Origin of the sequence: Rhodococcus sp. NPDC057014 (genome assembly GCF_042673295.1) — a bacterium.
In the GTDB taxonomy this organism is placed as follows: Bacteria; Actinomycetota; Actinomycetes; order Mycobacteriales; family Mycobacteriaceae; genus Rhodococcus_F.
In genome coordinates, this window is the sequence record NZ_JBHUSF010000135.1 from 1 (window position 1) to 22,347 (window position 22,347).

Genomic DNA, 22,347 nt, shown 5'->3' on the forward strand with positions numbered 1-22,347 from the left:
CGTGAGAAACGTCGGGCTGCCGACTGCCTACAGGCTCTCGACGAACTTCGTCAGACCCTTGCTCGCGGTCTCGAGTGCCGTCTTCTGCGCCTTCTTCACGAGGAACCCCGGCAGCGGAATCTTCGGGTCGACCGTCAATTCGAACGTCACCTTGGTGCCGGCGCCGGACTCGGTGAGGACGTACGACCCGTCCTGAGCGTTCTGCTGGCCGCTCTCGACGAGGTGCCACGACACCGTGTTGTCGCCCTCGAACGTGTAGTCGACGACCTGCTCGTCGCTGATCCCGAGGATGGAGACGCTCATCCGGACTCGGTGGGGGCGTCCGTCGTCGTGTGTGCTCTCGATGGTGACCGACTTGTGGGCCGAGGACCACTCGGGCAGGCGATCCACCGCGGCGATCGCGGCCATCACCGTGGCCGGATCGGCCTTGATCTCGAATTCCTTGACGCCGGAAACGGCCATGTTCTTCGCTCCTTCGAGCCCGTGGCGACTCTCACCGTGTGGCTGATGCGACGTAATTACATCACCGCCGCCGACGGGCGCGTGGAGTGAGTGCACCGGCGCTCAGAAATCGCCTCTCCCGTTCCGGCGCATCTGGTCCTTGAGCGCGCCCTGGACGGCTTGCGACACCCAGGAATTGAGTGACACCCCGTTCTGGGAGGCGGCCTCCTCGGCCTTCGACTTGATCTGATCCATCAGCCGGAGGGTGACGCGGCTGATGTCACCTGTGACGTCATCGAAGGCGGCGCCGAGGTCCTCGACGGTGGCGGTGCGTTCCCCGTCCGGCCCCGGCTGAGTGGGAGTGCGGTGCACGTCGACCGCCACCTCGCTGCCGTCCAGACGCACACCGACGGTGCGATTGCCGAGCTCGGAAGACACCTCTCCGGCAAAGTCGGTGAGCGCCGAGAGGAGGAGCAGGCGCGCGGCGGGTTCGACGGCGGCGGCGAGCGCAGCAGCGGTCGCCCGAGTCTGCTCGTCGCCGAGTGCGGCTGCTGCGTTCAGGTCGTCTCGCAGCCGGGAGACGTAGATTCCGAGGTCCATGACGCCAGCATGGCGTCATCGATGACGTCAGTCAAGCAGTCGTGACCTCAGCTTGGTGATGTCACCCTCGGGCAGTGCCGGGCCGACGCTGCGACTAGGGTCGATGCATTCAGGAGGGACTCCCCACCAGGGAGTTCGGTAGGAGGATCAGCGCAGTGCCGCAGACCGTGCCGCTCAGGGTGCAACTCGTCGCGAAGACGGAGTTCTTTCCACCGGCGGACATCCCGTGGGAGACCGACGCCGACGGCGGCGAAGCGCTGGCGGAATTCGCGGGCCGGGCGTGCTACCAGAGCTGGTCCAAACCCAACCCCCGCACCGCGACCAACGCCGGATACCTGCGCCACCTCCTCGAGGTCGGGCACGAGTCGGTTCTCGAACACGGCACCGTCAGCTTCTACATCACCGGCATCTCCCGGTCCTGCACCCACGAGCTGATCCGGCACCGCCACTTCTCCTACTCGCAGCTGTCGCAGCGCTTCGTGCGGGAGAACGACGGGAACGTCGTCGTCCCGCCCGCGATCGCCGGCGACCCCGAACTCGAGGAGCTGTTCGCGAAGGCCACCGACGCCAGCCGGACGGCGTACGGCGAACTCCTCGAGGCCCTCGAAGCGAAACTGGCCGACACCGCCAACGTGCCGCTGCGCAACAAGCAGGCGAGGCAGGCCGCGAGGGCCGTCCTCCCCAATGCGACGGAGACCCGCGTGGTGGTCACCGGCAACTACCGCGCCTGGCGGCACTTCGTCGCGATGCGGGCCACCGAGCACGCCGATGTGGAGATTCGCCGTGTCGCGGTCGAGTGCCTGAGGCAGCTGCAAGCGGCCGCACCGAATGTCTTCGGCGACTTCGAGGTACTGGACTGGGGCGACGGCACGGAGGTGGCGAGGAGCACGTTTTCCGCCGACGCGTGACGGGTGTGCAAAAGTACCTGGGTCACCGGGTAGCCTTCTGACCATGACCTACGGTGATTCCGCTTCTCCAGTCGAGCGTCCGTTCGGCACCGTGTCCACAGCGATGGTGACGCCGTTCACCTCGGACGGAAAGCTGGACGTCGACGCCGGTGTCCGCCTCGCGGCGTACCTCGTCGACAACGGGTGCGACTCCCTCGTGCTCGCCGGCACGACCGGTGAGTCGCCGACGACCACCGAAAACGAGAAGCTCGAGCTGCTCCGGGCGGTCATCGACGCGGTGGGCAACCGCGCGAAGATCATCGCCGGCGCAGGCAGCAACGACACCGCGCACAGCGTCGAACTCGCCCGTGACGCCGCCCGCGCCGGCGCGCAGGGCCTCCTCGTCGTCACCCCCTACTACTCGCGTCCGCCGCAGGCCGGACTGTTCGCGCACTTCACCGCCGTCGCCAACGCCACCGACCTTCCGGTCATGCTCTACGACATTCCACCCCGCTCCGTGGTCCCCATCGAGACGGAGACCATCCGGCGCCTCGCCGAGCACCCGCGCATCGTCGCGGTCAAGGACGCCAAGGGCGACCTCAACGCGGGCGCCGAGCTGATCGGCACCACCGACCTCCAGTTCTATTCGGGTGACGATCCGCTCAACCTGCCGTGGCTGTCGGTGGGCGCGACGGGATTCGTCAGCGTCATCGGGCACCTCGTGCCCGGCCGGTTGCGTGAACTGCACACCGCCTTCGCGGCGGGGGACATCGCCCGCGCCCGCGCCATCAACCTCAGCCTCATCCCGGTCATCCGTTCGGTGGCGCGTCTCGGCGGCGTGAGCGCGTCGAAGGCGGGTCTGCGCCTGATCGGCCTCGACGTCGGTGAACCCCGGTTGCCGCAGGTGGCGCCCACGCACGATCAGATCGATCTCCTGGCCGCCGATCTGCACGCCGCGGGGGTGCTCGCGTGACCCGACCGCCTCGTCGTCGCAGCGCCAGCCGCCAGGCAGGTCCCCCTTCCCCCCCGGCGAGCGAGCCGACGACGCCGGCCCCCGCTGCCGAGTCGGCGAAGTCGGCGCCCGTCGTTGCCGACGAGCCGAGTGCCCCGAAGTCGGAGCAGGCCAAGTCCGCGCCCGTGAAGACCGCGTCGACGAAGGGTGGCGCCGCCAACAAGTCGTCATCGCGCTCCGGACGGCGCGGCGGCAGCAAGCGTCAGGACTCGCGGCCGGCGGCGGTCGATCCGACGGCGCGGCTCGGCGCCCCGCCGAAGGCCCCGTTCAAGGGTCTGCGGGTGGTGGCTCTGGGCGGCATCGGCGAGATCGGTCGCAACATGACCGTCTTCGAGCACCAGGGCAAACTGCTCATCGTCGACTGCGGTGTGCTGTTCCCGGAAGACCAGCAGCCGGGTGTCGACCTGATCCTCCCGGACTTCCGGCACATCGAGGACCGCATGGACGACGTCGAGGCCGTCGTCCTCACACACGGCCACGAGGACCACATCGGCGCCATCCCGTTCCTGCTGCGCCTGCGTCCGGATCTGCCTGTCGTCGGTTCGCGGTTCACGCTCGCGCTCGTCGCGGCCAAGTGCCGTGAGCACCGCCAGCGCCCCAACCTCGTCGAGGTCGTCGAGGGTCAGCGCACCGAACACGGCCCATTCGAGTGCGAGTACTTCGCCGTCAACCACTCGATCCCCGACGCCATTGCCGTCGCGATCCGGACCGACGCCGGCGTCGTCCTGCACACCGGCGACATCAAGCTCGACCAGTTGCCGCTCGACGGCAGGCTCACCGACCTCGCCGGCTTCTCCCGTCTCGGCGACGAGGGCGTCGACCTGTTCCTCGTCGACTCCACCAACGCCGAGGTGCCGGGATTCGTCACCCCCGAACGTGAGATCGGGGGAGTGCTCGACAACGTCATCGGCAAGGCCCGGCAGCGTGTGATCGTGGCCTCCTTCGCCAGCCACGTGCACCGCATCCAGCAGGTCGTCGACGTCGCGCACCGGTACAACCGGCGGGTCGCGTTCGTGGGCCGGTCGATGGTCCGCAACATGCAGATCGCGCAGGATCTCGGCTACCTGAGCGTCCCGGACGGTCTGGTCGTCGACATCGACACCGCGGCCAACCTGCCCGACGACCGGCTCGTCCTCATCTCCACCGGCTCGCAGGGCGAACCGCTGTCGGCGTTGTCGCGGATGGCCCGCGGCGAGCACCGGCAGATCAACATCCGGGCCAACGACCTCGTCGTGCTGGCCTCGTCGCTGATCCCCGGCAACGAGAACTCCGTGTTCGCCGTCGTCAACGGCCTCGCCAAGCGCGGCGCCACCGTCGTCACCCAGCAGAGCGCGAAGGTCCACGTCTCCGGTCACGCCTCGGCGGGTGAGCTCCTGTACCTGTACAACGCGGTCCGGCCCACCAACGCGATGCCGGTCCACGGTGAATGGCGCCACCTGCGGGCCAACGCCGCCCTCGCGAAGGCGACCGGCGTGCCGGAGGAGCGGATCGTGCTCGCCGAGGACGGTGTGGTGGTCGACATGGTCGACGGTCTCGCCGAGATCGTCGGGCAGGTTCCCGTCGGGCACGTCTACGTCGACGGACTGTCCGTCGGCGACGTCGGCGACTCCACACTGTCGGACCGGTTGGTCCTCGGTGAGGGCGGGTTCATCGCCATCAACGTCGTCATCGACGACCACACGGGCCGCGCGGTCAGCACCCCCGAGGTGTCCGGACGCGGATTCTCCGACGACCCGACGGCCCTCAAGGACGCGGCACAGTTGGTCGAGGCGGAGCTGCTGCGCCTGGCCACCGAAGGCATCAACGACGCTCACCGCATCGCCCAGGCGATCCGGCGTGTCGTCGGCAGATGGGTGGCCGACAAGTACCGTCGCCGGCCGATGATCGTCCCGACCGTCATCGCGGTGCCGTCGGCGGAGGGCAAGTAGTTCTCCGGCAGGTAGATTCGGTCGGGTGACCTTCGCCCGAGATGAACGCCTCGCCCTCGTCGACTCGATGGCCGAATTCGGTCCCGACGCCCCGACCCTCTGCGGGACGTGGACCAACCGGGACCTGGCCGCCCACCTGATCGTGCGCGAACGACGCCTCGACGCTGCCCCCGGCATCGTCGTGGGCCTGCTCGCCGGGTACACCGAACGCGTCCAGAACGAGACGGCGACGCGTCCGTGGAGCCGACTGCTGGACGAGGTCCGGTCGGGTCCGCCGATGTGGTCGCCGATGTACTGGGTGGACGCGCAGGTGAACCTGGGGGAGATGTTCGTCCACCACGAGGACGTGCGCCGCGCCCACGACGGGTGGGAGCCGCGTGTGCTGCCCGCCGACCGTCAGGACGCGCTGTGGGGTCTGGCGCGCAAGGTCGGCAAGCTCGGCTACCGGCACGCCCCGGTGACGGTGGTACTCGAGCGGCCGTCCGGCGAGCAGGCCACCGTCCGCACGGCCGGAGCCGGCCGGGTGATTCTGCGGGGGGAACCGTCGGAACTCACCCTGCACGCGTTCGGCCGGAATCAGGTGCGGATCGAGACCGAGGGTGAGGCCGCGGACATCGAGGCCGTGACCTCCCTCGACCGAGGGTTCTGAGGCCATTTCGACGCAGCCCGGCCGCTGTTACGGGTGTTGCGGATGGTCCGGAAGGTGCCGTAGCGACTAATCTGAGAGCCATGGCAGGTAAGGCGAGCGCCCGCGGTTCGAGCACGACGTCCACGGCGAGGACGGGCGTGCGAGGCGGCTCGGCCACGTCGTCCAAGCCGAAGTCCCGCACGACCCGGACGGTCAGTACTCCGCGTAAGTCCACGTCGCCGCGTGGCGGCGGCTCCCGCGGCGGCGCGCGGCGTCCCACGGCGAAGAAGGCGTCCACGTCCAGTCCCCTGAAGTCGGTGGGCCGGGGAATCGGCGCCGGCTGGTCGCTCGTGGCGAAGGGCGTCGGAGCCACCACCCGCACCGTCGGCAAGGCGGCCGAGATCGAGCAGGGCCACCGGCGCGACGGCATCGCCCTCGGGCTGATCGCGATCAGCGTCGTCGTCGCCGGCGGAATCTGGTTTTCCGCGGGTGGCCCGGTGGGCGAGTGGATCGAGACCGGAGTCCGCGCCGTGTTCGGCGGGGCGTCCGCCGTCTTGCCGCTGATCGGTGTCGCCGTCGCGGTGATCCTGATGCGCACCGAACCGAAACCCGAGATCCGGCCGAGGCTGGTCCTGGGGTCGCTACTGGTCGGCCTGCCCGCCCTGGGTCTGTGGCACATCGCGACGGGGTCGCCCACCGACGCCGACGGCAGGGCCCGCGGCGCCGGTTTCGTCGGGTACGCGGCGGGCGGTCCGCTGACCGACGGCCTCACCGTGTGGCTCGCCGCGCCGCTGCTGCTGATGGCGGCACTGTTCGGTGTCCTGCTCCTCACCGGCACCACGGTCCGCGAGGTGCCCGGCAAGCTGCAGTCGTACTTCGGAACATCCTTCGGCCGCGATCACTACGCCGACTACGACAGCGAGTACTACGAGGACGGCGACTACGACCCCACCCTGTTCGACGCCGACGGCTACCCGGTAGACGACTACAAGACCGGGGTCCGGGGTGCCCCCGCCGACAACTATCCCACCGACGAGTACGACGTCAGCGACACCGCGAAGACGGAGGTGCTCGGGCTGTGGGAGACCGAGCCCGCCACGGAACCCGTGCCCGCTCCGGCACCGGCCCCGAAACCGGCGCGCGCCAAGGCCAAGCCCGTCGTCGCCCCGAAGCCGGAACCCGAACCGGAACCGCTGCCCGACGTCGACAAGTTCGTCACCGACCGGGTGGTCGAGGGCGACTACACGCTGCCGCCGACGTCCCTGCTCATCGAGGGCGATCCGCCGAAGACGCGCAGTTCGGCCAACGACGCGATGATCGAGGCCATCACCGAGGTCCTCGAACAGTTCAAGATCGACGCCGCCGTCACCGGATTCACCCGCGGCCCGACCGTCACCCGCTACGAGGTGGAACTCGGCCCGGGTGTGAAGGTCGAGAAGATCACCGCGCTCGCCCGCAACATCGCGTACGCCGTCGCCACCGACAACGTGCGCCTGCTCGCGCCGATCCCGGGCAAGTCCGCGGTCGGTATCGAGGTCCCCAACTCCGACCGTGAGATGGTGCGCCTCGCCGACGTGCTCACCGCCCCGAGCACCCGCAAGGACCACCACCCGCTGGTGATCGGTCTCGGCAAGGACATCGAGGGCGACTTCGTCAGCGCCAACCTCGCGAAGATGCCGCATTTGCTGGTCGCCGGTTCCACCGGTTCCGGTAAGTCGAGTTTCGTGAACTCGATGCTGGTGTCGCTGCTGTCCCGCGCGACACCCGACGAGGTCCGGATGATCCTCATCGACCCCAAGATGGTGGAGTTGACGCCGTACGAGGGCATTCCGCACCTCATCACGCCCATCATCACCCAGCCGAAGAAGGCCGCGGCCGCGCTGGCCTGGCTGGTGGAGGAGATGGAGCAGCGCTACCAGGACATGCAGGCCAACCGGGTGCGCCACATCGACGACTTCAACTCCAAGGTGAAGTCCGGTGAGATCACGGCGCCGCTCGGCAGCGAACGGGTCTACCGGCCGTACCCGTACATCCTCGCCATCGTCGACGAACTCGCGGACCTCATGATGACCGCGCCCCGCGACGTCGAGGACGCGATCGTCCGCATCACCCAGAAGGCGCGCGCCGCCGGTATCCACCTGGTGCTGGCCACGCAGAGGCCTTCGGTGGACGTCGTGACGGGTCTGATCAAGACCAACGTGCCGTCCCGGCTGGCCTTCGCGACGTCGTCCCTGACCGACTCCCGGGTCATCCTGGACCAGCCCGGCGCCGAGAAGCTGATCGGTATGGGCGACGGGCTGTTCCTGCCGATGGGCGCGGGCAAGCCGACCCGCCTGCAGGGTGCGTTCATCACCGACGAAGAGATCTCCGCGGTCGTCGATTTCAGCAAGAACCAGGCGGAGCCGGAGTACACCGAGGGCGTCACCGCCGCGAAGGTCGGGGAGAAGAAGGACGTCGATCCCGACATCGGCGACGACATGGACGTGCTGTTGCAGGCGGTGGAACTCGTGGTCTCCAGCCAGTTCGGGTCCACGTCGATGCTGCAGCGGAAGCTGCGGGTCGGATTCGCGAAGGCGGGTCGCCTGATGGACCTGATGGAGACCAGGGGAGTGGTGGGCCCCAGCGAGGGTTCGAAGGCCCGCGAGGTCCTCATCAAGCCCGAGGAACTCGACGGCCTGCTGTGGTCGATCCGCGGCGGCGACCCGGACGAGGCCCCGCCCGACCAGGGGTGACACACGGTGCGCGTGTCCGAAATGTGCGGTTCGCGCGCACTGTGGTTGAATGGTCACCGAATTGGAGGGGAGTATCCCCACCTCTGTGACAGCATCGTCAACACGATCGGCACCATTGCCGATCCGGGGCTGTCAGTCGCTCGGACAGTGGTTCCGGTGCGGCGGGAGAGACCTCCGGTACCCGCTAGGTCTACCGGAGGTCTGTGTTCATGCATGTGTCACCGCTGGTCTGGGTCATCACCTGTGTGGTGATTCTCGGACTGTTCGTGTTCGACTTCTTCGCTCACGTGCGCACCCCGCACGCCCCCACGTTCCGTGAGTCGGCGTTCTGGTCGTCGGTCTACATCGGCGTCGCCATCCTCTTCGGCCTGATCGTGATGTGGCTGTGGGGAAGTCAGTACGGCGGCGAATATTTCGCTGGCTACGTCACCGAGAAGGCGTTGTCGGTCGACAACCTCTTCGTGTTCGTCATCATCATGGGCACGTTCGCGGTGCCACGGGAGTACCAGCAGAAGGTGCTGCTGATCGGCATCGTGATGGCGCTGGTGATGCGCGGAATCTTCATCGGCGTCGGCGCCGCGGCGATCAACGCCTACAGCTGGGTGTTCTATCTGTTCGGCGCGTTCCTCATCTACACCGCGTACACGCTGGTGCGTGATCACGGGCACGAGAAGGAAGTGGAGGAGGAACGCGACAGCAAGATCGTCGCCATCGCGAAGAAGATCCTCCCCACCACGGACACCTACGACGGCGACAAGCTCGTCACGCGGATCAACGGCAAACGCGTCGTGACGCCGCTTCTGCTCGCGCTGGTCGCGATCGGATTCACCGACGTGCTGTTCGCGCTCGATTCGATCCCCGCGATCTACGGGCTCACCCAGGAGCCGTACCTGGTGTTCACGGCCAACGCGTTCGCGCTGATGGGTCTGCGTCAGCTGTACTTCCTGATCGGCGGACTGCTGGATCGCCTGGTGTACCTGTCGTACGGCCTGTCGATCATCCTGGCGTTCATCGGCGTCAAGCTGGTTCTGCACGCACTGCACGAGAACACACTCGGGTTCGTCAACGGCGGGGAGCACGTGTCCGTACCGGAGGTGTCGACGGTGTTCTCGCTCACCGTCATCATCGGTGTGCTGGCAGTGACGACTGTCGCCAGCCTTCTCAAGACGCGGAACACGACGCCGGCGAAGTAGCTCCGCCGGGCGTCGTGCTCGAGGGGTCCGGTGCTCGGCGGTTCAGGAGCTGAATTCGCCGAGTACCGGGACCCATTCGACGATCCGGGTGGCCGTCACCAGGCCGTTGCGGGCGAACGGGTCGTGTGTGAAGAGCTGTTCCACGGTTGCCGCGTCGGCGGCGTCGACGAGGATGAACGCGCCGCTGCCGTCGGCGAACGGGCCGGACGACACGACGGTCTTCTGCTCGGCCAGCTCACCGAGCCACTCCCGGTGGGCGGGGCGATGCTCGTCGCGTCCGGCGACGGTATCGGCCGAATACGTGTATTCCACTACGAACAGGGACATGTTCTCGCTCTCTCGGGACGGGTTCATCGAACAACAATGGGATCAGGGCCCATCTGTCTCACGCACTGGGATTTCAGAGGGTGAGAAGCATTCGGGTGTTGCCGAGGGTGTTCGGCTTGACGTAGCTCAGGTCGAGGAACTCGGCGACACCGGTGTCGTACGAACGGCACATCTCCGCGTACACCTCGGCGGTCACGGGTGTGCCGTCGATCTCGACGAATCCGTGCTTGCCGAAGAAGTCGACCTCGAACGTGAGAACGAACAGGCGCTCGAGTTCGAGTTCCCGCGCGACCTCGATCAACTTGGCCACCACGTGATGGCCCGCACCCTGGCCCTTGGCCGACGGATCGACCGCGATCGTGCGCACCTCGCCCAGGTCCGCCCACAGCACGTGCATTGCGCCACAACCGATCACAGTGCCGCCGCGCTCGGCGACCCAGAACTCCTGAACGGATTCGTACAGGGTCACGAGATTCTTCTCGAGCAGGATCTTGCCGGAGTAGATGTCGATCAGACGCTTGATCTCGGGAACGTCGGAGGTTCGTGCTCGCCGCACGATCAGCTGATTGTCGGCGGTGTCCGGCGTCCGAGAAGTCATGTCGTGAACATTAGCCAACGGCCGTACCGATATTCTTAGGCACGTGCCGGTACGACCTACGAATCCCTCCCACTCCCCGCCGTGTCCCGGGGTGCAGTTCGACGCTGCGGTGCTCCGATGAGCGCGCAGCGCGAGGATTGGACGGCCGCCGACAACCCGGCGGCCCCGGATCCGGCGGTCGAGCCCGCGAGTGAGACGGCCGTACCACTGCTGAACATCGCGAACATCCTGACGATCCTCCGGATCCTGCTGGTCCCCGTCTTCCTGGTCGTGCTGTTCGTCGGCGACGGCCACTCGACGACGTGGCGCCTGATCGCCACCGGCGTGTTCGCGGTCGCCGCCATCACCGACCGGATCGACGGTCAACTCGCCCGCAAGTACGGCCTCGTCACCGATTTCGGCAAGCTCGCCGACCCCATCGCGGACAAGGCGCTGATCGGTGCCGCCCTCGTGGGTCTGTCGATTCTCGGCGACCTGCCCTGGTGGGTCACCGCGGTGATCGCGGTGCGGGAACTGGGCATCACCCTGCTCCGGTTCGCGGTCCTGCGGCACGCGGTCATTCCCGCAGGTCGGGGCGGCAAGCTCAAGACTCTCGTCCAGACGATCGCGATCGGGTTCTACCTGCTGCCGCTACCGGACGGATTCGACACCCTCGGATGGGTCCTGATGGGTGCCGCGGTGCTGTTGACGGTGGTGACCGGGCTGGACTACGTCGTGCAGGCGGCCCGCCTGCGCGCCGGCGTGCTCGAGGTCGAAGCGAACGCGAGCACCGGGGCGTGACCGACCCGTTGGTCGACGGCACGCGCGCATCCGACCTGGTCGCCGTGCTCACCGCCCGAGGAGAGACCGTCGCCACCGCGGAATCACTCACCGCGGGACTGCTCACCGCGACCATCGCCGGTGTGCCCGGCGCGAGCACCGTGCTGCGCGGGGGACTCGTCGTCTACGCCACCGACCTGAAGGCGACTCTCGCCGGTGCCGATCCGGTCCGGCTGGCGGAGGACGGGCCGGTGGCGGCGTCCACGGCACACGCGCTCGCCGACGGTGCCCGCGCCCGTTGCGGCGCCGACTGGGGCGTCGGACTGACCGGCGTCGCCGGCCCCGACACGCAGGACGGACATCCAGTGGGCACGGTGTTCCTGAGCATTTCCGGGGCGGCCGGAACGTCGGTCCTCGAACTCGGATTGACCGGCGACCGGTGGCAGATCCGTAAATCTGCGGTTTCCGCCGCCGTGTCGGGACTCCTCGATCGTGTGCAGGAAACATCCGCAGGCTAAGGTCGGGAACCAATCGGTCCTGTTCGCGCGTTGAGATAGGCGAGACAGGTGACGGATGAAGGAGGAGCGAGATGGCGCTGCTATTGCGTGAGGCAATCGGTGACAGTCTTCGGCGTACGCGCGTTTCGCAGAGCCGGACTCTGCGTGAGGTCTCCAACAGTGCTCGCGTGAGCCTCGGGTACTTGTCCGAGGTCGAACGAGGGCGCAAGGAAGCCTCGAGTGAGCTCCTGGCGGCGATCTGCGACGCGTTGGACGTCCCACTGTCCGACGTGCTCGTCGACGTCAGCGAATCGCTGTCCGACGGGTCTGCGGCCAAGCGCGCCGACACCGAGCGGCACGCGGTCGAATCCGCGCCCGCAGAAGCCGCCGCCGCGAGCGCACGACCGGGCTCGACGACCATCGCCCGCGACACCCGGGTGGTCATCCCTGCACCCGCGCAGGCGCTGGCTGCCGCATAGCAACACCCGCGCCGAACCGATAGATTTCAGTCAACCGCCGATCCGTCGGCGGGTGAGCCAGGTAGTCGGGGCGCAGCCCTTGTTCCGGTGCGTGACGGTCGCGTATCGGGTCGCGCATCGCGCGGCGCAACAGATGGAGGCAGGATCACACCCATGGCTAATCCTTTCGTCAAGGGATGGAAGTACCTGATGGCGCTCTTCAATTCCAAGATCGATGAGAAGGCTGACCCCAAGGTTCAGATTCAGCAGGCGATCGAGGATGCGCAGCGTCAGCACCAGGCCCTGTCGCAGCAGGCCGCGTCTGTCATCGGCAACCAGCGCCAGCTCGAGATGAAGCTCAGCCGACAGCTCGACGAGGTGGAGAAGCTCAACGCCAACGCCCGTCAGGCCGTCAACCTGGCCGATCAGGCGCAGGCCGCCGGCGACACCGAGAAGGCCATCCAGTACACCAACGCCGCCGAGGCGTTCGCCGCGCAGCTCGTCACCGCCGAACAGGGCGTCGAGGACCTGAAGGCACTGCACGACCAGTCGCTGCAGGCAGCTGCCCAGGCGAAGAAGGCCGTGGAGCAGAACGCGATGGCTCTGCAGGCCAAGGTCGCGGAACGCACGAAGCTGCTCAGTCAGCTGGAGCAGGCCAAGATGCAGGAACGGGTCAGCGAGTCGCTGCGCTCGATGGACAGCACCCTTTCGGCTCCCGGTAACACGCCCAGCCTCGATGCCGTGCGCGACAAGATCGAGCGGCGTTACGCCGATGCCCTCGGTTCTGCGGAGCTGGCGCAGAACTCGGTGTCGGGCCGCATGATGGAAGTGCAGCAGGCGAGCATTCAGATGGCCGGACACAGTCGCCTCGAACAGATCCGGGCCTCCATGAAGGGCGATGCACTGCCCTCCGGCGGTGCGGCCGGCGCACCGGCGACGCCCGCCGCCAACCCGAACCTCGACAAGCAGCCGCCGGCGGCAGGCCAGACCGGCACGGCGCAGTAACCGAATCGCCTGTGAGCATGAGTTCCACCCGTGGTGGCCGACCTGGACGTGGAGTCCGGTCGGCCACTGTCGTGTCCGGGCTCGCCGGGATCCAGGGCGCGCTGCGCGAGGCCGGTGAGTCCGTCGCGGACGCGGCGCAGCGGTGGCGCGACCCTCGTGAACGTCTCCTGCGGAAGAAGCGGCGGGCCCGCCGTCGCGCGAAGCGCTTCGGCGTCGTGTCCGGAACCTCGGCCACCGGCGCCGCCGGTCTCGCTCTGATGGCTGCTCCGGAGTGGACGATGCTGATGGCCGGTGGGGGCGCGGTCGTGTTCGCGGTTCCCGCGGCGCTGGCCGTCAGCCGGTACCGCAAGCTCGACGCCGTGACCTTGCCGCCGGGTCTGCCTGCCCGACGGGTGCTTCCGGCGCCGTCCTCGGCCGCCCGGGAGCCGTTGGAGCGCCTCGTCCACAGCGAGCGAGCGCTGCACGGCATCCTCGGCGTGCTGTCCCGGTCCGCGACCATCAGCGCCGAGGACATCGAGGACACCCATACCACGGCCCGCTCCGCGGCAGCCGCGTTGCAGGCGGTGGCACTCGACATCACGTCCATGGAGGACGCCGCCCGGGGGAGTCGTGCCGCGGCCGCGCCGCTCCATCGGGCGATCGCCTCTGCCGCCGCGCAACTCGGCGACGGCGTCGAACAGTTCGAAGAACTGGTGGCCGCTGCCGCCGAGGTCGCCGTGCCCGGAACGGCGAGTGCCGTCGGCGAACTTGCCTACGAACGCGCGGAACTCGTGTCGGCGACCGAGAAACTCGCCGGCCTCGCGGCTGCCCTCGGCGAGATCGACGACATCGTTCGCCGCTACCGCTGACCTCGTCGATCGACGCAGCGCCCCAGGGGAGCTCGTGTGGGGGAGAACCCTGATCTTTCCCTGATCTTTACGTTGACCAGGTGATTTACCCGCGTCGGCATGCCAGGCTGGGGTGCGTACCCGATACATGGGGTCGACCGGACGTCGGGCGCAGAAAATCGATCGGGGAGACGTGAGTGGAGGAAGCCATGTTCTGGAAGATTGTTCTCGCTGTCGCGGCGATCTGGATCGCCCTCGCAGTGGTCGGTGCCCTCGTCAAGGGTCTGTTCTGGATTCTCGTCGTCAGCGCCGTCGTCTTCGGTGTGTACCTGTTGATCAAGGCGATGTCGGGATCCGGCGAGAAATCGGACATCACGGGCAGCTGACGGGCATGCTCTACCCATGGAACCGGTACCGGAGGACTGGCATCGTGGGCTCGTCGTCGTCGCGCACCCCGACGACATCGAATACGGCGCAGCGGCGGCCGTGGCCCGCTGGACCGGGCAGGGCAAGGACATCCGCTACGTGCTCGCCACCAGCGGAGAGGCAGGGATCGCGGGCCTGAACCCGACGGAGTCGGGCCCGCTGAGGGAGGCGGAGGAGCGTCGCTCGGCGGCCGTGGTGGGGGTGACCGACGTCGAGTTCCTCGGTTATCCCGACGGCACTCTCGTCGAGAGTCTCGCGCTCCGGCGCGACCTCGCCACGGCGATCCGTCGTCATCGTCCGGATCTGGTGGTGACGGCGAACTTCGGAGACACCTGGGGGCCGGGCCGGCTGAACAGTGCGGACCACCGTGCTCTCGGGCGAGCCGTCCTCGACGCCACAGCGGACGCCGCCAACGAATGGATCTTTCCCGAACTGGGGGAGTCGGGGTTGCCGCCGTGGCGCGGAGTCCGGTGGGTGGCGGTGCACACGATGACCCCCACTCACGCCGTCGATGTCACCCACACGGTGGATCGGGCGGTACTCTCCCTTGCCGAGCACGTGCACTACCTGGAAGCGCTCAGCGACGTGCCGGTGGGGCAGCAGGCGCGGGCCCAGGTCGAGATGGTGACCGGGCCGCAACCGGGATTCGACGCCGAACGCGCGGTGGGGTTCGAGCTCTACCACTTCGGCTGAGTTCACGGAGCACTGACCAAGGCGACGACGCGCGGGCTGGTGAATGAGAGTCCGACCCGGACGGAACTGTAATATTTACCGAATTTACCGATGGTCGCGCGTTGTCGGTGCCCGACATCCACGCCAAGCCTGTCGCCCCGCCTTCCGGTCCTGCTCACGCCCTCGAATCTCCGACGGCGGGGAGTCCCCGCGGCATCCGGTACCGGCCGCACGGACGTGATTCGGGTGCCGGTGAGGTGCCGACGGGGGATTCATGCGTTACGGTGTTACATACAATGTCTATTCGTAATCCACCGTCGCGTGACGACACCTCAGCGAGCGTCGAAGACTCCATCCTCGACGCCGCACGCTCGTGCATCCTCGATTTCGGACTGCGCCGCACCACCCTGGCGGAGGTCGCGCGGAGGGCCGGCGTCAGCAGGCCGACCGTCTACCGGCGCTGGTCGGACACCAGGGCGGTGGTCGCCGATCTCATGACCCGCGAGATCGCTGCGGTGATGCCCGAATTCTCCACCGAGGAATCGGTTCACCGCCAACTGGTCGACGCCGTGGTTCGCGTGTCCACCGAGGTGCGTGACCATCCGCTGTTCGTGAAGATCCTGCGCTCGGATCAGGAACTGTTCACCACCTACATCCTCGAGCGGCTCGGTACCAGCCAGCGGGCGATCATCGACCAGGTCTCGGCCGCGGTGTCGGCGGGACAGGTCCAGGGCTCGATCCGCGCTGGAGACAGCCGTCAGATCGCCACCATGGTCCTGCTGATCGCCCAGTCCGCGGTCCAGTCGGCCGTGATGGTCGCCGAGGAACTTCCCGGCGACGCCCTGACCGAACAACTCCGGCACGCCGTCGGCGCCTATCTGGCACCCGACGCAGCCGACACCCACTCGACAGATCGAGGAGACCGGTGACCCACCCCAGCACGCCGTCCGTGAGCCGCTCGTCGGCGCTGAACGCCGCACGACGGACACGCGAGCTCGACCAATTGTCGGACGGCGCACGCGTCGACGTCCTGGTGATCGGCGGCGGAGTGACCGGCGTCGGCGTCGCACTCGATGCGGCGTCACGCGGCCTCGACGTCGTGCTCGTGGAGAAGCGGGACCTCGCGTTCGGAACCAGCCGGTGGAGTTCGAAACTCGCCCACGGCGGGCTGCGCTACCTGGCGTCGGGCAATGTCGGCATCGCCCGCGAGAGTGCGGTCGAACGCGGAATCCTCATGACTCGCACCGCGCCCCACCTCGTCCGGGCGCTGCCACAGCTCGTCCCCGTCCTCGATTCCACGACGCTGTTCGGAAAGTCCCTCGTCCGCACGGGATTCCTGGCCGGTGACCTGCTCCGTGCGAGCGCTCGCACACCGTCGGCGATCCTGCCGCGGTCGCGGACGGTCGGGGCGGACCGGGTGGTCGAACTGGCCCCCGCGGTGCGCCGGGACGGTCTTCGGGGCGGCCTGATGGCCTTCGACGGCCAGCTGGTCGACGACGCCAGGCTCGTGGTGTCCCTCGCCCGCACCGCTGCGCTCCACGGCGCGAAGGTGCTCACCCGTACGGGCGCCTACGACGTGACCGGGACGTCCGCGACCCTGCGCGACGAGCTGACCGGCTCGGAACTGTCGATCACGGCGCGCGCCGTCGTCAACGCGGCAGGCGTGTGGTCGGGTGAGATCGATCCGTCGATCACGCTGCGACCCAGTCGCGGCACACATCTGGTCCTGCCGGCGGAACGGCTCGGGAACCCGACCGCGGCGCTCACGGTTCCGATCCCCGGTGAGACCAACCGTTTCGTCTTCGCCCTGCCCGCACAGCTCGGTCGCGTGTACCTCGGCCTGACCGACGAGGCGGCGCCGGGACCCGTCCCCGACGTTCCGGAAGCGTCGGAGCAGGAGATCGACTTCCTGCTCGACACGGTCAACACCGCACTCGAGGTGCCCTTGCGGCGTTCGGACGTCCTCGGCGCGTTCGCCGGACTGCGACCGCTGCTCGACACCGGCGACGGATCGACCGCCGACCTCTCGCGCAACCATGCCGTCCTCCGTTCGGACACCGGTCTGGTCAGTGTGGTGGGCGGCAAGCTGACCACGTACCGGAAGATGGCGGAGGACGCCGTCGACGCCGCGGTGGCGGCGGCGGGACTGGACGCTCGCGCGTGCCGGACGCGTGCCCTCCCGCTCGTCGGCGCCGCGACTCCCGAAGCGCTGCGGCAGGTTTCGGCCCCGCCGACGCTGCTCGCCCGCTACGGAACGGAGGCGGCGCTGATCGCTGCCGCCGACCCCGGACTACTGGCCCCGATCGCCGAGGGCGTGGACGTGAGCCGCGCCGAGTTCGAGTTCGCGGTGACCCACGAGGGCGCACTCGACGTCGACGACCTCCTCGACCGTCGCACCCGGATCGGACTCGTCCCCGCCGACCGTGCGCGGTCCCTCGCCGCGGCCGAAGCCGTGTTCGAGAAACGGTGACGCCGACCGTGTGACACCCTGTGCTTCGTGCGAGTCGCCGTGGTCGCCGGGCCTGATCCCGGACATGCCTTTCCCGCCCTGGCGTTGTGCCTCGCTTTCATCGAGGCCGGGGACGAACCGGTCCTGTTCACCGGCACCCGGTGGGTCGAGCGCGCGCGGGCAGCGGGGGTGCCTGCCGAGTTGCTGAAAGGTCTTGCACCCCGCCCGACGGACGACGACCTCGACGCGGGCGCGCGCATCCACGCCCGCGCCGCGCACATCTCCACCGAGTTGCTTCCCGACCTGCGCGCGATGGGACCCGATCTCGTGGTCTCGGACGTCCTCACCGCAGGTGGCGGCATGGCGGCGGAGCGGCTGGGGATCCCGTGGGTCGAGTTGTCCCCGCACCCGCTGTACGCGGCGTCCCGGGGATTGCCGCCCATCGGAAGCGGGTTGGCTCCGGGTGTGGGAATCCGGGGCCGGGCCCGCGACACGCTCATGCGGGCGGCGACGGCACGGTCGATCCGGCAGGGCGGGCGGCAGCGTTCCGAGGCCCGGGTCGGCGTCGGGCTGCCGGCGAAGGATCCGGGACCGGTGCGCCGGCTGATCGCGACGCTCCCCGCGCTCGAGGTACCGAGACCGGACTGGCCCGCCGAGGCGCACGTGGTCGGGCCGCTGCTGTGGGAACCGACGAACGAGGTGCTCGTGCCGCCGGACGGCACCGATCCGCTGGTCATGGTGGCTCCGTCGACCGCGTTCACCGGTGCCGAGGGCATGCTCGAGACGACGCTCGCCGGGCTCGACGGGGCCGGCGTCCGCGTGATCGCGTCCATCCTGGACGGATCGCCGTCCGCGGTTCCGCCCTGGGTGCGAGCGGGTCTCGGCCGTCAGGACGCGATGCTTCGCGAGGCCTCCGCCGTCGTCTGCGGCGGGGGCCACGGGATGCTGGCGAAGGCCCTGCTCGCAGGTGTCCCGGCGGTGGTGGTCCCCGGCGGCGGCGATCAGTGGGAACTCGCGAATCGCGCCGCGCGGCAGGGGAGTGCCGTCGTGGTGCGTCCCCCGAGCGCCGCGGCGCTCCGTGCGGCGGTCGACCAGGTGCTCTCGAACGGCGCCCACGCGGAGGCCGCGCAGCGGGCCGCGCGGAGCATCGCGGACGTGGCGGATCCGGTGGAGGTGTGCCGCGACGCGCTGCGGTGAGAGTCCCGCCCGGGGTTGGGCTAGCGTGGACGCGTGCGACTGACAGAATTTCACGAACTCGTCCGCGAGGAGTTCGGGCAGATGCGCGGCGACGCACTACTCGTCGACCACGTGCTGCTCAGTCTCGGGGGCAAGACCGCCGCCGAGGCCATCGAGGACGGCCGGGAGCCCCGCGAGGTGTGGCGTGAACTCTGCGCCGAGTTCGACGTTCCACCGCAGCGCCGGTAGAGATCCGGCGTGTCGAACGGGCCGGTCGCACCAATCGAACACACGTTCCCCTATGCTGGAGATGTTCGGTGGTCACGGTTCTTGTCGGTACCTGGATCTAACCTGACCGCAGATCACTGATGAGACTCGAGAATGGGGACGACGATGGCACCACAGGCACACGATCGAGACAAGGCGCTCGACCTCGCGCTGGCGCAGATCGACAAGAACTTCGGCAAGGGCTCGGTGATGCGCCTGGGCGAAGGTGTCCGTCAGCCCATCGCCGTCATCCCGACCGGTTCCATCTCGCTGGACGTCGCCCTCGGCATCGGCGGGCTGCCCCGCGGCCGTGTCGTCGAGATCTACGGCCCGGAATCCTCGGGTAAGACCACCGTCGCTCTGCACGCGGTCGCCAACGCCCAGGCGGCCGGCGGCATCGCCGCGTTCATCGACGCCGAGCACGCACTCGACCCCGACTACGCCCAGAAGCTCGGTGTCGACACCGACGCACTGCTGGTGTCGCAGCCCGACACCGGTGAGCAGGCGCTCGAGATCGCAGACATGCTGATCCGCTCCGGCGCCCTCGACATCCTCGTCGTCGACTCCGTGGCCGCGCTCGTCCCGCGCGCCGAGATCGAGGGCGAGATGGGCGACAGCCACGTGGGTCTGCAGGCACGTCTGATGAGCCAGGCGCTCCGGAAGATGACCGGCGCGCTCAGCAACTCCGGCACCACCGCGATCTTCATCAACCAGCTGCGCGAGAAGATCGGCGTCATGTTCGGTTCCCCCGAGACCACCACCGGTGGTAAGGCGTTGAAGTTCTACTCGTCCGTTCGCCTCGACGTGCGGCGGATCGAGACCCTGAAGGACGGCACCGACGCGGTGGGTAACCGCACGCGCGTCAAGGTGGTCAAGAACAAGGTCGCGCCGCCGTTCAAGCAGGCTGAGTTCGACATTCTCTACGGCCAGGGAATCAGCAAGGAAGGCTCGCTGATCGACATGGGTGTCGAACACGGGTTCATCCGCAAGTCGGGTTCCTGGTACACCTACGAAGGCGACCAGCTGGGGCAGGGCAAGGAGAACGCCCGCAAGTTCCTGTTGGAGAACACCGACATCCGGGACGAGATCGAGAAGAAGATCAAGGAAAAGCTCGGAATCGGCGCCGACGTCACTGCTGCTGCTACGGACGACGCCGCGCCGGTCGAGTTCTAGGCGCCGCCGTGCGTCCCACTGGCGAAGGTGGAACGGAGACGCAGGCGAAGGATCTGTGCCTGCGTCTCCTGACGGACCGTGCCCGGAGTCGAGCGGAGTTGTCCGACCGTCTGGCGAAGAAGGGCTACTCGGCCGACATCGCCGAGCGTGTACTGGATCGGCTCACCGAGGTCGGGCTCGTCAACGACGCCGACTTCGCCCAGCAGTGGGTGCATTCGCGGCACACGTACTCCGGCAAGGGGAAGCGTGCGCTCGCAATGGAGCTGCGCCGCAAAGGCATCGGTCAGGAAGACGCCACCGAAGCCCTCGCGCAGATCGACAGCGAAGACGAACGAGCGCGAGCCACCGAACTGGTTGCGAAGAAGTTGCGCACCGTGGCGGCGGACGACCGTGACCGGGCAGTCCGCCGGCTGGTGTCCATGCTGGCGCGCCGTGGGTTCCCCCAGGGCATGGCGTTCGAGGTCGTCAAGGAGCAACTCGACCGTGCCGGCGCGGACACCGACGGCCTGTTCGACGAAACCTGACCACGATCACGACCGGACTACGGCACGACGAATGACACTGCGGTCGGACGGGAACCGAGTTCCCATCCGACCGCAGTTGCCGTCTCAGACGCGGTGTTGTTCGTCTCGGAAGCGATCCCGCGTCACAGCCGCTTGTCGGTGATGTCCATGCCCGGAACGGACACCGCGGGAAGCTCGGGAACGGCCCCCCGGGGCCCGCCGCCCTTCCGGGCGGCCCGCAGCCGCTTCTCCACCCTGGTCGCCACCACGGTGAGCGTGTAGTTGAGGACGATCATGATGATCGCCACCACGATCAGGGCAGGCAGGTAGTTGCCGTAGAACGCACCGAGTTGCTGACCCGACCGCACCACTTCGACGTAGCCGATGAGGTAACCGAGCGCGGAGTCCTTCAGGGCGACCACCATCTGCGAGATGATCGCGGGGAGCATCGCCGTGACGGCCTGCGGCAGCAAAATGGTGCGCATGACCTGGCTCTTGCGCATCCCCAGTGCCATGGCGGCCTCGCTCTGGCCCTTGGGAAGCGAGTTGATGCCTGCCCGGACGATTTCGGCGATCACCGAGCCGTTGTACAGCGTGAGGCCCACGATGACCGCGGCGAGCGCAAGGTATTTCGACTTGAACACCTCGTACTCGGCGAACAACTGGTACGAGAAGATCATCAGGATCAGCACCGGGATGGCGCGGAACAGTTCGACGATCCCGCCCGCGACCCATCGCACCGGGCGGTGGTCCGACAGGCGTCCGATGCCGAGGATCGCGCCGAGGATCAACGCGAACACGATCGACACGGCGGCCGCGACGAGGGTGCCGCGGATGCCGGGAATGAGATAGGTGGTCCACGAGGTCGATTCGGTGAACGGTTCCCATTTCGCCGCGGTCAGCTGGCCCTTGTCGTCGAGTGCGGCGTAGACGAAGTAGCCGATTACCAGCAGCGCGAGGGCGACGGCCACCGAGATCAGGCGGTAGATGTTCTTCGCCTTCGGTCCCGGCGCGTCGTAGAGGACGGTGGCGGAATTGCTCATCGTGCAACCTCGAATCGCTTGCTCAGGTATCCGAACAGGAGCCCCATCGGCAGGGTCAGGATCACGAATCCGAGCGCGAAGATGCCACCGACGACGAAGATGGCGGCCTCGTTCTCGATCATTTCCTTCATCAGGAGCGATGCCTCCGCCACGCCGATCACCGAGGCGATCGTCGTGTTCTTCGTCAGGGCGATCAGCACGCTGCCGAGGGGCGCGGTGACCGCGCGGAATGCCTGCGGCAGCACGATGAGCCGCAGATTCTGGGAGAACGTGAGACCGAGCGACCGGCCCGCCTCCGCCTGGCCGACGTGCACGGTGTTGATACCGGACCGCAGCGACTCGCAGACGAAGGCCGCGGTGTAGATGCTGAGGCCGAGCACGGCGAGCCGGAAGTTGTTCTCCTCGAAGAACGTCGGTGACTGCTCGGGGGCGAGCTTGACGCCCATCGTCTGGAAGAGCCCGAACGAGCAGAAGATGATGATGAGCGTCAGGGGAGTGTTCCGGAAGATCGTCACGTACGCCGCGCCGACGCCGCGCGCAACCGGGATCGGCGACACCCTCATGGCCGCGAGGATGGTGCCGAGTATCAGAGCACCGACAGCCGAGAACGCGGTCAGCTGCACCGTCGTCCAGAACGCGTCGATCAGCTGATCGCTGTATTTGCTCAGTAGGTCCACTTACCGTCTCCCCAGGTCACCGGTGGTTGGCGTCGAACCGGGTCGGACGACTCCACGAAAGGGGAGTCG

The 22,347-nt window shown here is 68.1% G+C and carries 25 protein-coding genes; 19 read left to right on the top strand and 6 right to left on the bottom strand.

What is annotated here, in order from left to right; translation table 11 throughout:
- Positions 1-27 precede the first annotated feature (27 nt).
- On the bottom strand, positions 28-462 hold the full coding sequence (locus tag ACFTZB_RS24285; RefSeq protein WP_015890414.1) for an SRPBCC family protein: 435 nt from the start codon (positions 460-462) through the stop codon (positions 28-30).
- A 102-nt stretch (positions 463-564) separates the two neighbouring features.
- A complete protein-coding gene (locus ACFTZB_RS24290; RefSeq protein WP_378434823.1) occupies positions 565-1,041 on the bottom strand; it encodes a toxin-antitoxin system HicB family antitoxin in 477 nt (158 codons plus the stop codon).
- Positions 1,042-1,196: 155 nt separating this feature from the next.
- Here ACFTZB_RS24290 and thyX point away from each other — a divergent pair, with 155 nt between their 5' ends.
- From thyX to ACFTZB_RS24320, 6 genes are all read left to right on the top strand, one after another.
- Entirely contained in the window at positions 1,197-1,949 is a 753-nt protein-coding gene (gene thyX / locus ACFTZB_RS24295; RefSeq protein ID WP_378434825.1) for an FAD-dependent thymidylate synthase, read from the top strand.
- A 43-nt stretch (positions 1,950-1,992) separates the two neighbouring features.
- On the top strand, positions 1,993-2,901 hold the full coding sequence (dapA, locus tag ACFTZB_RS24300; RefSeq protein WP_015890417.1) for a 4-hydroxy-tetrahydrodipicolinate synthase: 909 nt from the start codon (positions 1,993-1,995) through the stop codon (positions 2,899-2,901).
- Entirely contained in the window at positions 2,898-4,868 is a 1,971-nt protein-coding gene (locus ACFTZB_RS24305; RefSeq protein WP_378434828.1) for an RNase J family beta-CASP ribonuclease, read from the top strand. The genes dapA and ACFTZB_RS24305 overlap by 4 nt, the downstream gene beginning before the upstream one ends.
- Before the next feature lie 25 nt (positions 4,869-4,893).
- Positions 4,894-5,517, top strand: a complete 624-nt coding sequence (locus tag ACFTZB_RS24310; protein ID WP_378434830.1) for a TIGR03085 family metal-binding protein — start codon at positions 4,894-4,896, stop codon at positions 5,515-5,517.
- Between the two features lie 80 nt (positions 5,518-5,597).
- Positions 5,598-8,228 (top strand): DNA translocase FtsK, encoded by a 2,631-nt coding sequence (locus ACFTZB_RS24315; RefSeq protein ID WP_378434832.1) that lies wholly within the window; start codon positions 5,598-5,600, stop codon positions 8,226-8,228.
- A gap of 209 nt (positions 8,229-8,437) precedes the next feature.
- A complete protein-coding gene (locus ACFTZB_RS24320) occupies positions 8,438-9,421 on the top strand; it encodes a TerC family protein (protein WP_378434834.1) in 984 nt (327 codons plus the stop codon).
- Between the two features lie 42 nt (positions 9,422-9,463).
- Here the strand turns inward: ACFTZB_RS24320 and ACFTZB_RS24325 are convergent, their stop codons facing one another.
- Complete coding sequence (locus tag ACFTZB_RS24325) at positions 9,464-9,748, bottom strand: YciI family protein (protein ID WP_378434863.1); 285 nt, start codon at positions 9,746-9,748, stop codon at positions 9,464-9,466.
- Positions 9,749-9,821: 73 nt separating this feature from the next.
- A complete protein-coding gene (locus tag ACFTZB_RS24330) occupies positions 9,822-10,346 on the bottom strand; it encodes an amino-acid N-acetyltransferase (RefSeq protein WP_378434836.1) in 525 nt (174 codons plus the stop codon).
- 117 nt (positions 10,347-10,463) lie between these two features.
- On the opposite strand from ACFTZB_RS24330, the gene pgsA reads away from it, so the two are divergent.
- The 13 genes from pgsA to recX all read left to right on the top strand — a co-directional run bounded on the left by pgsA (position 10,464) and on the right by recX (position 20,579).
- A complete protein-coding gene (pgsA, locus tag ACFTZB_RS24335; protein ID WP_378434838.1) occupies positions 10,464-11,126 on the top strand; it encodes a CDP-diacylglycerol--glycerol-3-phosphate 3-phosphatidyltransferase in 663 nt (220 codons plus the stop codon).
- Positions 11,123-11,623, top strand: coding sequence for a CinA family protein (locus tag ACFTZB_RS24340; RefSeq protein ID WP_378434841.1), 501 nt, complete (start codon positions 11,123-11,125; stop codon positions 11,621-11,623). Before pgsA ends, ACFTZB_RS24340 begins: the two co-directional genes overlap by 4 nt.
- A gap of 71 nt (positions 11,624-11,694) precedes the next feature.
- Positions 11,695-12,081, top strand: coding sequence for a helix-turn-helix domain-containing protein (locus ACFTZB_RS24345; protein ID WP_378434843.1), 387 nt, complete (start codon positions 11,695-11,697; stop codon positions 12,079-12,081).
- A 153-nt stretch (positions 12,082-12,234) separates the two neighbouring features.
- On the top strand, positions 12,235-13,065 hold the full coding sequence (locus tag ACFTZB_RS24350; protein ID WP_124392892.1) for a PspA/IM30 family protein: 831 nt from the start codon (positions 12,235-12,237) through the stop codon (positions 13,063-13,065).
- 17 nt (positions 13,066-13,082) lie between these two features.
- Positions 13,083-13,913: a hypothetical protein gene (locus ACFTZB_RS24355; protein ID WP_378434846.1), complete on the top strand. Its 831-nt coding sequence runs from the start codon at positions 13,083-13,085 to the stop codon at positions 13,911-13,913.
- 188 nt (positions 13,914-14,101) lie between these two features.
- Positions 14,102-14,278: a hypothetical protein gene (locus ACFTZB_RS24360; RefSeq protein ID WP_378434848.1), complete on the top strand. Its 177-nt coding sequence runs from the start codon at positions 14,102-14,104 to the stop codon at positions 14,276-14,278.
- A 16-nt stretch (positions 14,279-14,294) separates the two neighbouring features.
- Positions 14,295-15,011, top strand: coding sequence for a PIG-L deacetylase family protein (locus ACFTZB_RS24365; RefSeq protein ID WP_378434850.1), 717 nt, complete (start codon positions 14,295-14,297; stop codon positions 15,009-15,011).
- Positions 15,012-15,286: 275 nt separating this feature from the next.
- A complete protein-coding gene (locus tag ACFTZB_RS24370; RefSeq protein WP_378434852.1) occupies positions 15,287-15,919 on the top strand; it encodes a TetR/AcrR family transcriptional regulator in 633 nt (210 codons plus the stop codon).
- On the top strand, positions 15,916-17,460 hold the full coding sequence (locus tag ACFTZB_RS24375; RefSeq protein WP_378434854.1) for a glycerol-3-phosphate dehydrogenase/oxidase: 1,545 nt from the start codon (positions 15,916-15,918) through the stop codon (positions 17,458-17,460). The genes ACFTZB_RS24370 and ACFTZB_RS24375 overlap by 4 nt, the downstream gene beginning before the upstream one ends.
- Before the next feature lie 27 nt (positions 17,461-17,487).
- Positions 17,488-18,636 (top strand): glycosyltransferase, encoded by a 1,149-nt coding sequence (locus tag ACFTZB_RS24380; protein WP_378434856.1) that lies wholly within the window; start codon positions 17,488-17,490, stop codon positions 18,634-18,636.
- Positions 18,637-18,669: 33 nt separating this feature from the next.
- Positions 18,670-18,864: a DUF3046 domain-containing protein gene (locus ACFTZB_RS24385; RefSeq protein WP_015890433.1), complete on the top strand. Its 195-nt coding sequence runs from the start codon at positions 18,670-18,672 to the stop codon at positions 18,862-18,864.
- A gap of 144 nt (positions 18,865-19,008) precedes the next feature.
- On the top strand, positions 19,009-20,055 hold the full coding sequence (gene recA / locus ACFTZB_RS24390) for a recombinase RecA (protein WP_015890434.1): 1,047 nt from the start codon (positions 19,009-19,011) through the stop codon (positions 20,053-20,055).
- Positions 20,056-20,063: 8 nt separating this feature from the next.
- A complete protein-coding gene (gene recX / locus ACFTZB_RS24395; RefSeq protein ID WP_378434859.1) occupies positions 20,064-20,579 on the top strand; it encodes a recombination regulator RecX in 516 nt (171 codons plus the stop codon).
- Between the two features lie 122 nt (positions 20,580-20,701).
- Here recX and ACFTZB_RS24400 read toward each other — a convergent pair whose 3' ends face one another.
- Complete coding sequence (locus ACFTZB_RS24400; RefSeq protein WP_378434861.1) at positions 20,702-21,601, bottom strand: amino acid ABC transporter permease; 900 nt, start codon at positions 21,599-21,601, stop codon at positions 20,702-20,704.
- On the bottom strand, positions 21,598-22,278 hold the full coding sequence (locus tag ACFTZB_RS24405; protein ID WP_015890437.1) for an amino acid ABC transporter permease: 681 nt from the start codon (positions 22,276-22,278) through the stop codon (positions 21,598-21,600). Before ACFTZB_RS24405 ends, ACFTZB_RS24400 begins: the two co-directional genes overlap by 4 nt.
- Positions 22,279-22,347 lie beyond the last annotated feature (69 nt).